The 10,523-nt window shown below is 38.9% G+C and carries 11 protein-coding genes and 1 pseudogene; 3 read left to right on the top strand and 9 right to left on the bottom strand.

The features are described 5' to 3' along the window. Together RLO81_RS16025 and RLO81_RS16020 are read left to right on the top strand one after the other, a co-directional pair. Nucleotides 1-438, top strand: a pseudogene (locus RLO81_RS16025) (glycosyltransferase); the annotation flags it as partial. Continuing rightward, on the top strand, nucleotides 438-1,403 hold the full coding sequence (locus RLO81_RS16020) for a glycosyltransferase family 2 protein (protein WP_350113893.1): 966 nt from the start codon (nucleotides 438-440) through the stop codon (nucleotides 1,401-1,403). The pseudogene RLO81_RS16025 and the gene RLO81_RS16020, both read left to right, overlap by 1 nt. A gap of 3 nt (nucleotides 1,404-1,406) precedes the next feature. Here RLO81_RS16020 and RLO81_RS16015 read toward each other — a convergent pair whose 3' ends face one another. From RLO81_RS16015 to RLO81_RS15985, 7 genes are all read right to left on the bottom strand, one after another. Further along, nucleotides 1,407-1,790 (bottom strand): VOC family protein, encoded by a 384-nt coding sequence (locus tag RLO81_RS16015; protein WP_350113890.1) that lies wholly within the window; start codon nucleotides 1,788-1,790, stop codon nucleotides 1,407-1,409. Between the two features lie 213 nt (nucleotides 1,791-2,003). Continuing rightward, nucleotides 2,004-3,077, bottom strand: coding sequence for a tetratricopeptide repeat protein (locus RLO81_RS16010; RefSeq protein WP_350113887.1), 1,074 nt, complete (start codon nucleotides 3,075-3,077; stop codon nucleotides 2,004-2,006). Between the two features lie 286 nt (nucleotides 3,078-3,363). Then, the gene (locus RLO81_RS16005; RefSeq protein ID WP_350113884.1) at nucleotides 3,364-3,663 is read right to left on the bottom strand and encodes a type II toxin-antitoxin system RelE/ParE family toxin; all 300 of its coding nucleotides are present in this window, start codon (nucleotides 3,661-3,663) and stop codon (nucleotides 3,364-3,366) included. Further along, the gene (locus tag RLO81_RS16000; RefSeq protein WP_350113880.1) at nucleotides 3,651-3,839 is read right to left on the bottom strand and encodes a hypothetical protein; all 189 of its coding nucleotides are present in this window, start codon (nucleotides 3,837-3,839) and stop codon (nucleotides 3,651-3,653) included. Before RLO81_RS16000 ends, RLO81_RS16005 begins: the two co-directional genes overlap by 13 nt. Before the next feature lie 164 nt (nucleotides 3,840-4,003). Continuing rightward, nucleotides 4,004-5,053, bottom strand: coding sequence for a DUF4407 domain-containing protein (locus RLO81_RS15995; RefSeq protein ID WP_350113877.1), 1,050 nt, complete (start codon nucleotides 5,051-5,053; stop codon nucleotides 4,004-4,006). A gap of 126 nt (nucleotides 5,054-5,179) precedes the next feature. Beyond that, nucleotides 5,180-5,587 (bottom strand): VOC family protein, encoded by a 408-nt coding sequence (locus tag RLO81_RS15990; RefSeq protein ID WP_350113874.1) that lies wholly within the window; start codon nucleotides 5,585-5,587, stop codon nucleotides 5,180-5,182. After that, on the bottom strand, nucleotides 5,587-6,828 hold the full coding sequence (locus RLO81_RS15985; RefSeq protein WP_350113871.1) for a S41 family peptidase: 1,242 nt from the start codon (nucleotides 6,826-6,828) through the stop codon (nucleotides 5,587-5,589). The genes RLO81_RS15990 and RLO81_RS15985 overlap by 1 nt, the downstream gene beginning before the upstream one ends. 69 nt (nucleotides 6,829-6,897) lie before the next feature. Between RLO81_RS15985 and RLO81_RS15980 the strand changes: the two genes are divergently transcribed. Beyond that, nucleotides 6,898-8,322, top strand: a complete 1,425-nt coding sequence (locus RLO81_RS15980) for an outer membrane protein assembly factor BamB family protein (RefSeq protein WP_350113868.1) — start codon at nucleotides 6,898-6,900, stop codon at nucleotides 8,320-8,322. 25 nt (nucleotides 8,323-8,347) lie between these two features. Here the strand turns inward: RLO81_RS15980 and RLO81_RS15975 are convergent, their stop codons facing one another. Together RLO81_RS15975 and RLO81_RS15970 are read right to left on the bottom strand one after the other, a co-directional pair. Next, nucleotides 8,348-9,841 carry a S10 family peptidase gene (locus tag RLO81_RS15975; protein WP_350113865.1) on the bottom strand — a complete coding sequence of 498 codons (1,494 nt, stop codon included), beginning with the start codon at nucleotides 9,839-9,841 and terminating at the stop codon, nucleotides 8,348-8,350. A 19-nt stretch (nucleotides 9,842-9,860) separates the two neighbouring features. Further along, nucleotides 9,861-10,523 (bottom strand): OB-fold nucleic acid binding domain-containing protein (locus tag RLO81_RS15970; RefSeq protein WP_350113862.1); only part of this gene is annotated, 663 nt, incomplete at its 5' end.

The following is a 10,523-nucleotide window of genomic DNA, read 5'->3' as shown; positions in this document are numbered from 1 at the left end:
CACCGTTACATTCCGGTAATAGCCAAATGGAACGGTTACAAGAAAATTGGCGAGCAGGTGGTACAACATCGTGAACGAAAATACGGCACTACCAAATTTGGATTGGAGCGCTTTGTCAATGGTTTTTTAGACTTATTGTCCATTACGTTTGTGAGCCGATTTAAGCGCAAACCCATGCACTTTTTTGGTTTGTTAGGCACAATATCCTTCTTTTCTGGCTTCGTTATTACCTGCTATGTTATTGGAGATAAGTTGTATAAGCTGCATTATAAATTACCAGTAAGAGATATTACCGATCAGCCACTATTCTTTTTGGCTTTGGTGGCTTTAGTGGTTGGTGTACAGCTGTTTTTAACCGGTTTCCTTGCTGAAATGCTGGCCATGAAATCCAATTCCAGCAAAGATTACCTCGTTTCTGATTCTATTCGAGTGAGCTAATGCGCTTGTATTCAGTCATTATTCCCATTTATAATCGTCCGCAAGAAATAGATGAGCTGCTTGAAAGTTTAACCAGGCAGACGTACACCAACTTTGAAGTATTGGTGATTGAAGACGGCTCTTCTGAAAAGTGTGAGCACATTGTTCAGAAATATGCAGATCAACTAAATGTTCAGTATTACTTCAAAGAAAACTCAGGTCAAGGCTTTAGCCGTAATTTCGGTTTTGAGAAAGCCAAGGGCGATTACTTCATTGTTTTTGATTCCGATTGCTTGATACCTGAACACTACTTTCAGGCAGTGGAAGATTATTTGGCAGAACACAAAGCAGATGCGTTTGGTGGGCCGGATAAAGCACATGCTTCTTTCACACCTATGCAAAAGGCCATTAGTTATTCCATGACTTCGCCATTTACTACCGGAGGAATACGCGGGAATAAAAAGCATTATGGAACCTTCCACCCCAGAAGCTTTAACATGGGTATTTCCAAAGAAGTGTTTGAAAAAGTAGGCGGCTATAAGATTACCCGAATGGGAGAGGATCTGGAATTCAGCATGCGAATAATCAAAGCAGGATTTAAAACAGCTTTAATACCGGATGCTTACGTGTATCATAAGCGAAGAACCTCTTTGCCTCAGTTCTATAAGCAGCTTCATTTCTTTGGCAGAGCCAGAATAAACGTGGGCCGTTTTTATGAAGCGGAGGTAAAACTCTTTCACTGGTTTCCGGCATTATTCACTCTCGGGTTTATCACGTTACCTTTCTGGTCGGCAGTGAATGTATATTTGAGCATAGCGGCTTATAGCGTGTATGGCCTTTTCTTTTTGCTCAATTTTGTCAGCTCTTTAGCGCAAAACAAAAACCTTCATGTAGCGGTATTGAGTATTGCTACTTCCTTTGTGCAGCTGTTTGCTTATGGCGTTGGGTTTTTGACTGAGTTGGGCAGGAAGTTGGTTGTCGGATAACAGTTAAACTGTATCAATTCTCCATGGTGGATTTAATCTATTTTCACCACCATAAAATAATATAAGCTGATTACCATCTAAATCTTTCAATCGGGCTTCACGCCACAGCCATCTTTGGTCTGTTGGTTCCAGATCAAATTCAATTCCTTTAGCTTTCAAATTCTTAACATGTTCATCTAAGTTCTCACATTCAAAATAAACATAAATCCCATCACCTTCTGGAAGTTTGTCAGTTAGGTGAATTGAGAACGTTGAATTACCATCAGGGCACTCGAACCGTGCATAATGCGGCAATGATTTTACGATTAGTTTCAACCCTAGCTTTTCATAAAAAGGAATTGATTTGCTTAAATCTAATGATGGTACGGTTATTTGGTTGAGGTTCATATTGGTTGAGTAGTATTTTGATTCAGAAAGTTTGGTTTACTTTAAAGGGCATAAAGATTACATATTTACTTTTAGATTATGTCATAGGGTTTGGCTATTTCTAAGGCAGAACTATTTACATGTGACACACGCCTTACTAAACAGTACAAACAGAGAAGCCCCAAAAGGAGACCACTTGAGAGCCAATAGCGTTTAGTGGATGTTGTGCACAGTTTAATTTCTAATTACTAAATTTTCACTATTAAATGTTGGTCTGTAATTATTGAAATAAGCTGCAAATACCTCGAATTCTTGACCATTGCTGTCAAACCAAGACTTGTAATTTTCTATATCTCCCATCATCAATAGCCAATAATTATAAGCATCAAACACATCATGTTTAATTAGGATTTGATGAAATTCAAATAGGGTATTTTGTGAAAAGTCTTTTTGATTCCAATATTCACTAAAATCTTGTCGAATTTTTGAAAACAAGTAAATGTTCAAGTCTTTATTGGTTCTTGATGAATCTGGCGCACAGGCCAATGTGAAAAGAGCTTCAAAATTCAATTCAAATGGAATTATAGGATTTTCGGCAAATTCATCAGCTTTAATGACTATTTCTTTATTTAGTGATACTCGTGACGAAGTATCAGTTTCGAATTCAATAGAAGAGTTGTATACATCGTATAGAATCTCGCTCATTTCTTGGGTTCTATGGGTATTAGGTTCAAGGAGCATAAAAATTTCACCGTACATTAGGCTCCAAATTTTGAGGTTTGAATCTGAAAGGGTTCTTCCAAGCCAAAAATAATTAGATGAAAAATTAGGTTCTGCTCTAATTCCATCTTCCCAGTATTGAACAGCTTGATCGTAGTTTTCTTTTCTGTATTCGACTATTCCAGATTCTAAAAATAGTTTGCCACTATTCGGATATTTTTCTATTCCTTTTTGATAACACCAAATTGCGCTGTCCCGATATTCCAACTCGTCATAGGCGTTTCCTAATAACTGGTATAAAACATCTGTTGCTTCAGGATGACTCATTAGAGGATTTAACCATTCAATTGTCTGTTCGTATAGCTTTGACTGATAGAGGGCATAGCCAATTTCATATGGGTAATCAAATCTGTTAGGATCTAACTTCTGAGCTTTGAGCAAGAGAGTAACAGCCTTATTGTAATCTCCTTCATCCATTATTTGAATTGCCTTTAATCCAATCTCTTCGGCTTTGTTTTTGTCCTTTTCAGATTGTCCATTGGCAAGAAGTGGGAATAGTATTATTAATGATATTATAATATTTTTCATCAACATTTGTTAATCAATAACGTACGTGTATAGCATGTCGTGCCGCAACCGTACTTAATGAAGGTGAAAGTAATATTTTTTGTGTTTTGAACCAAGCCGCTGGGACTGTGGCAAAGGCCCTCATGCGTCAGCCTGGCGCAACTGCACTTGCGCACTACAAAAATAACCTCACGGAAGAACTACAACCCTTAGCGAAGAACACGAAACACAAGAAATATGGCCAAGTCGCACTGCCTTCATTAAAAGTGAGCGAAGGCATGAATGCTATATGGTGTTGTGTGTTGTTTTATTTGTTGATACGCCTAACTAAATCCCTGGCACCATGATGAACCATTAGGATGTCAACTGTCTTTTCATCGATAATTCGGTAAATTATGCGATAATTACCCTCTATTAATTCACGAATTTCCGGTTTGTTAATTTCTTCGACAACTTTACCCACTCTAAGTTGACTAGTTAGTATTTGAGTCCGCTCGAAGATTCTGTCAATTTGACGTTGAGCGTATCTTTTGGAATCTCTTGAGATATAATCGAATATGTCGTTTAAATCAAGTTTGGCTTCGTTGAGCCATCTTATTTCGACCATTTTGAAATCTCTTCTTTTAATGTGTCATTAGAAATTGTTTTTCCGCCTTTTTCCGAGATCTTAATTCGCTGTTCAAGTTTTTCAATAAAAACCATCCTCTCAATTAATTCGTCAATTGAAATTTCCTCATCAGGGAATTTGTCAATCTGCTCTTTAAGTTTCTCTTTAGTTATCATATTGATCAGTTTATATGAATATACGAAAATAGAGTCAAGTTAGTACAAATTTGCGTCCGGAAAGTGTATGACACACAACAACCGAATATGTGCCACTAGTGGCACATATTCGCTATGTATTTTTTCTAAGCTAGGTTTTTTTGAGGCAGGTTCAAAAGAACAAGTTAGGCATTATCTAGCTTCATATCCAGGTTAGACCGTACAAACTCTTTCTCTTTATTTGCCAGAGCTTCGGTTTCTTTCTTAATACCATCGTGTATAAATCCTTTGTCTTTATACGCATTGGCTTCAAACTGGTACTCTTCTTTTTGCAACAGGTAATCGTAAGGGCCTTTGGTGGAAAGCAGCTTTACCAGTATGGGGCTAATTTCAATCACAATAAATAAGAGAATAATAAAGGCATTCGCCCACCAAATAGCTGAACTCTGAGTGGCCAATCGGTTCAAGGCTTCCAGTCGGGCAGCTGGTCCGCCAATGTCCGTAGTTTCCAGAGCCAACAGTTCTGCCTGTTGTAATGAGTCAACAGTGCTAACCTGAGCTTCTTTTTCATTAATTAATGGCTGATTAGTGGCCATTAACTCATCTAATTCTTTATTCACCCGTTCCGCATCGGCCTTTTTAATTTGATAAATAGGGCCGGGGTTTCTTTTCATTGTACCTCCAGTGCCATCGGCTTCCTGTTGTGCTATTCTGCTCAATTCATCGCGTTGTGTGGTTTTAGTATGAATGTCTGCCTTAAGTCGGGTTATGTCACTTGTTATTTGCTGCTTTTGCTCGTTGTATTTTATGTTGATGGTTTCCTCCTTGGCAGTTTTCATCTCATCCTGCATCACAGCCAACTCACCATTAATCTCTTTCTCAAATATTTTCAATTCAAGCGGTTTGGCAATCACAATCGAAATTAGAATAGCCAACACAAAGCGGGGTATCGCCATAATTAGCTCATTGCTCAGTGTGGTTTTTCGCATGCTGGAAACAATAAACCGGTCGAGATTAAAAATCATCAAACCCCATACTAACCCAAGAGTGGAGGCAATCAGGTAACTGTCAAATACCGTGTATAAACCATAGCCTGCAGCTAGTGCAGCAAACAGACCGGTAAAGAAAATTGTGGCTCCAATGCCTACATACTTACTTTCATCAGTCGGGCATTTTTCGAGTAATTGGTGATCGGCACCAGCGCAATACCAAAAGAAGTTTTTGACCTTTTTCATGGAGTTCTAACGTTGAGGTTGATAAAAAATTTGATGACCTCAATAGTAATGCCACTGCTTGGAGAGGTGAATAGAGCAAGATTTTGCTTCTGACTGTTCAATATTGAACAGCTATTATGTCCGTTATTAGCTAAATATGTTTTCTCCGTTAACCAAAGTGGTTAACTCCACCGTATGGCCATCGGGGTCGTGCAAATAAATGCTATGAAAGTAATGATGATCCTGAAAATCAAAAGGAATGCCCTGTTCCTGAAAACAGGTCTGTGCTTTGTTGAAATCTTGCTTTGTTACGTTGAAAGCAAAGTGATCTATTTTTACATTTTTAGAGGCATTATCGAGTTGTGGATCTCTTATTCTGGCAGGAAATAGAGCCACTCCAAATTTACCCTGCATCATAAAGATAGGGTAGGGCTTCCATTCTTTCGGAGCTACTTTTTTCAACCCTAAAACGCGTTCGTACCATTCCACCGAAGCCTTGATATCGGCTACCCGAATGGCTACATGATCAATTGCTGAAAGTTGAAAAGGATGCATCAGGGCTGTTTTATGATCCAGTCAAGCACTTCATCCAAACCCTTTTTACGCATTTCGTAATCAGGTGAAATACGCTGGTGCATAATCATCGTAGTGGGTATCTTATCCATATCATCAGATTCTGACGGCTGCATTCTAATGGTTGATCCCGCCACCGTATAACTTATTCCTGAGTGTGGTAATACATCGGAATACCCAATTTCAAAATTATTAGGGTTATGCGCACCTGGTTCGCCAACCAGTAATGCGTCCAATTCATCTATAAGCATGTAGGTATCCGTAAATGCTTGCCCAAACGTTTCTCTACCTGTAATCACATAAGTTTTACCATGCTCATCAAAATCACTTTTCTTGATTTTTTTGGCCAGGTATTGCATAGCTTCACCAGAGCTACTATCATTTTCGCGTAAATCAATCAACAAATGTGTGAATGCTTTGTTTTCAAGAAGCGGAAGCAGGCTTTCAACTTCTTTCTTCATGATAGTCATTTCTGGGTAGTGAGACATTTTAATATAGATAGTAAATTCATTAAAGGTGGTCACATTATAATCCTTTCCCTTAGTCTGTTCAAGATGCGAATCAAGGCTATAGCCCATTTGCCATTCTATTTTTTTAAGGTCAGAAAATGATATCGCATCTAATTTTACATCTTCTTTATTTCCTTTTTCATCTTGTAAGGTGAAGATGGCAGTGGCAGGATCATTTGTAACACCCTGAACGTGTAAAAGATCAGCATTTCTTAGCCATCTTTGATCCCACTTGGAACGATAATATAAATTTTCATTCGAAGGGATTAATTCCTGCACTTTTTTGGCGGCATCTAAAACGCTCATTCCATCGATGGCAATTACCTGATGGCCAGCATAGTGCTTCATTGAAGATTGGATTTTTTCAACTCTAAGGCCATCGGAATACCAAAATAACTCAATAGGGTAGTAGTTAAAATAGGGCTCCACATTTACTGACGTTTTTCCATCACCCGGTTGGTTGGCAATGCGCATCAGTTCAACCAGTTTTTCGGCAAGGGTTAGTTCATCTAAACTGTACCCCAGATTCATCACTATATTGTTAAACTGCTCCTTAGTAGAGTAGGCATATGGGTTTACATGACGTGCTTTTATGTTGTAGGCCAGCTTGTCGTAATCTTCCAGCCATTGGGGTTTGCTAAGTGAGTTTAGATCTTGAGCAAAGGTGATACCCGTTATGAAAACTAGTAATATAGACAACTTAAATGAATGCATCTAGTTAAATTAAATTCAATTAATACAAATTGCAAGTAGACAAAATAGAATTGTAAGATACCATAATTTATGAAATACACCGTTTACACAATAATCTATATAATGGCTTTAGTTACATCTTGTTCAACTGAGGAAAACAATGATCCCCTGGTTGGTTACTGGCAGGGTGAGGCCGTTTTTAACAATCAAAAATCGCTAATTGGGCTGGAGCTTATACAAGATAGTGTTGACTATGAAGTAAACCTGCTTGTGCCTGAGTACGACTGGAGCTTTAATTTCAAAGGAGTTACAACAAATAATGATACCATTCAAATCGGTGGTTGGAATTTGTTGTATGATCAAACCAATCAATCAATTTCAGGCACATTGCCACAGGTGCTGGTACCTAAATATGAGATACCGTTTCAACTGACAAAATCGGAAAAACCACAGTTAGAGGAGGCCACACTTAAGCCTACAACCAGAAAGCCAAGTGCAGTAATTGATTTGCATGAATCCGTTTGGGCAGGTATTAGAACGATTGAGGGTTCTATTTTGGCAGCTACCACTGATGGACATTTGTTTCGGGTAAGTCCTAAAAACCAAGCGGTAGAATGGTCATTTAAAGGGCAGGGAGCTTTTAGGTCGGAACCAGCAGTTTATGAAGACAATATTTATGTGTATTCCGATGATGGTATTTTCTATAGTATCTCCAAAACCGGACAAATGAATTGGAAGGTACAATTGGAGGTAGATAGTTTGGAGAGATTGGCTAAGAATTATGACTTCTTTTCGGCTAAGCCTGCATTCACCGAAGACAGAATCTATTATGGTAATGGTAGTGGTGGCTTATATGCAATCAACATTACGGATGGAAAAGTAATCTGGCGATATAAGACATCAGGAGCTATACGAACAAAGGCTGTAGTGGCTAATGATATGATTATTTTCGGATCGTTTGATGGAAGAGTTTACGCTTTAAGCAGAGAGGGCGAATTAATATGGAACTATGATTCTGGGTTCCCGATTGTAGGTGGAGGAACATTTTATGACGGTAAAGTGATTTTTGGGAGTAGGGATTATACGCTATTTGCCTTATCCATGAATGGAGAATTAAGCTGGCAATATTACAATTGGTATTCGTGGGTAGAATCCACACCGGTCATTGAAAATGATAGATTGTTCGTAGGCTCCTCAGATGCACAAACTATTACAGTACTAAATCCTGCTAATGGCAAACTACAATGGAATTTTGATACAGGAGGCTGTCCATGGGCGAGTCCGTTAGTGACAAGTGAGAATGTGTATGCTGCTACAGTGGGCAATAACTCTTATTTCTACAAGCATTTTGCCTATGTCATTTCATTAAATGCTGAAACGGGTGAAGAGCAGTGGCGATATGCTTTGGAGAATGTAAAAGATACATATTACGGATTTACCGGTTCGCCAGTGCTTATCGACAACATGATTTGGGTGGGTAATACAGATGGTAGGATTTACGGGTTTGAACTGTAAATCCTACCACCGAAATTCAATACTATTATTCGTATTTAGCTGATTTACCTTTCTCAAAGCTGTTTTTGATGAATGTTCTTAAGTCATCATTCGCTTTTTTAAGGTCTTCATTGCGCAAATACATCATATGACCGCTACGATACCCTTCAAAGTAAAAACGATCTTTCATTTTACCACTTGGGTCTACTTGCCACATGGTATATTTCGAAGCAAAGTAAGTTGTAGCACCATCATAATAGCCAGCTTGAAACAAAACTTTTAAATACGGATTTTCGGCCATTGCTTGTCGGAGATCTTCACGCACTGTATTGTTTTCGTTGTTCCACGGCCTCACAGGACCAAACATGTTGTATTTTATATCAGTCTTAAATTTCAGATGTTCTCTGATGTAATAATTAATGGCTGGTGTAAATGAGTGCAACCAAGAAGTCAGTTCCGCGCTGTAATCGGGGCTGTCACCACTTTCCATTTTGTCTAAACCTAAATATCGGGAGTCTAACCGACCGATAGTTTGACCAGTCTTATCGCGAAGCAAGTCTTTCCAGAAAAAGGCCGTTGAAACATCCAAGTTGTTTTGCAAGATTGATTTTTCAGACAAACCGGAATAGTAAGACATGCGCTTGGCAATTCGCTGTTTATCCGCCTCGGGGATGAAACCACCTCTGGCTAGGGCCGGCATTAATTCGTCTAGAGCAAACTTCTCAGCTTCCGGCAATATCTCCGTTAAATCTTTTGACTGAAGTTCCTGAGGCAACATTTTATGATACCAGGCAGCAGCTGTGAAATAAGGCAAATTTGTTCCTGAAGAAATGGGTACATCAGAATCGAATACCAAATAATCCGCAGGCGAAACCATAATTACGCCATTGAGGTACATCCACTGTTGCTCTTGAAGTTCCAATGCCAGGCCTGAAACACGTGTTCCGCCATAGCTCTCACCTATAATATATTTAGGACTACGCCATCGGTTATTTCTGGTGACAAATGTATTCAACCAATCAGCCAGATATTCAATATCTGCATTGATGCCAAAAAATTTATCCCGATCTACTTCTTTGCCTGATTCCGGGATCGTGCGGGAGTAACCGGTATTAGCCGGATTGATAAATACAATATCGGCTATATCCAGAATAGAGTAAGGGTTGTCCTGAATGCCATAAGGTTGAACAGGGAACCCTTCATTATCAATTTTTAAAATTTTTGGCCCGGTATAGGCAATGTGCATCCAAACAGAAGCAGATCCTGGCCCACCGTTGAAAGACATAATCAATGGTCTTGCAGCATTGTCTCCAGCGTCCGTTCGCTGATAATACGTATAAAATAACGAAGCAATCGGTTTGCCCATCTCGTCCCAAACTGGTTGTGTGCCTGTAGTTGCTGAATAATTTACCTTTTGACCATTTATGGTGGTGGAATGTTGTGTTACCACAAGCGTATCAACAGAGAGCTTGCGATTTTGGGCTAGTGATGATATTGTACACAGTAGCATCAACAGGCTTGCATTAATTAATCTATTCATGTTTTCTGGATTATATATACTAAACTAATACTTTACATTCCACTTCAGGAATCTTCTTCATCTCCTCAATCATTTCATTACTTGGGTTGATGGTGTACTTTCTGGAAAGCAACTCTGAAGCAATATTGTTTTCCCGATCAAGAATATTCATACGTAGCGAAAGATCACCTTTGAATTGGGAACACACTTTTTCAATCTGTTCAATTACCTGGCTGTTCACTTCATCGGCATTCATTGTAACTATAATGCCCTTGGTTTTCTTATCTCTTAATTCGCTCAGAAGTTCTATGCTATGCAACTTCATTTCCAGGCGTTGGTCACCCCATTTCTGGCGAACAACGCGGCCTTGTAAAAACAAGAACCAGCCTTGCATCATATATTCTTTGAATTTCACATAGTCATCTCCAAAAAGGAAGAAGGTAAAGTTGTTGTTGTAATCTTCAATAGTTAGGGTGCCAAAAGGTTTGCCACCTTTGGTTGTACGATGCGCAAACCCGGAAACTATGCCGGCCATTCTCAGATCCTTTCCTTCCAATGGTTCTAACTCATTCAGTTGTGATAATTCTATGTTACAAAAGCTATCAATCTCGAATTTATAATCATCCAAAGGGTGGCCTGAAATAAATAACCCAACTACCTCACGCTCAATGTTAAGTTCCTCGAATTTGCCAAAGGGTTCAAT

The sequence above is a fragment of the Fulvivirga sp. genome (genome assembly GCF_040220315.1).
Lineage (GTDB): Bacteria > Bacteroidota > Bacteroidia > Cytophagales > Cyclobacteriaceae > Fulvivirga.
The sequence above is the reverse complement of the archived record's forward strand: the minus strand, read 5'-3'. Positions and strand labels throughout refer to the sequence as shown.